At 48.5% G+C, this 231-nt stretch carries 1 protein-coding gene; it reads left to right on the forward strand.

Annotation, left to right across the window (positions count from 1 at the left end):
* A partial coding sequence (locus SB765_RS34285) for a hypothetical protein (protein ID WP_410933110.1) occupies positions 1 to 231 on the forward strand: 231 nt, incomplete at both ends.

The following is a 231-nucleotide window of genomic DNA, read 5'->3' on the forward strand; positions in this document are numbered from 1 at the left end:
GGCTATTGCACGGGTAAACCGTCTGCACCCTAAAAAGAAATTTGGTCTGCTCATCGACTATCGCGGCATTCTGGCCGAACTGGATACCACTATTCAGAAATACCAGGATATGGCTTCCCGTACTCAGGGCGGTTACGACCTCAATGATATTGCTGGCCTCTATAACCAGATGAGTACCGAATACAAGCGCCTGCCACAGCTTTATAAGCAGCTATGGGCCATATTCGATAG

The organism is Pseudomonas sp. SIMBA_067 (genome assembly GCF_046534675.1).
Lineage (GTDB): Bacteria > Pseudomonadota > Gammaproteobacteria > Pseudomonadales > Pseudomonadaceae > Aquipseudomonas > Aquipseudomonas putida.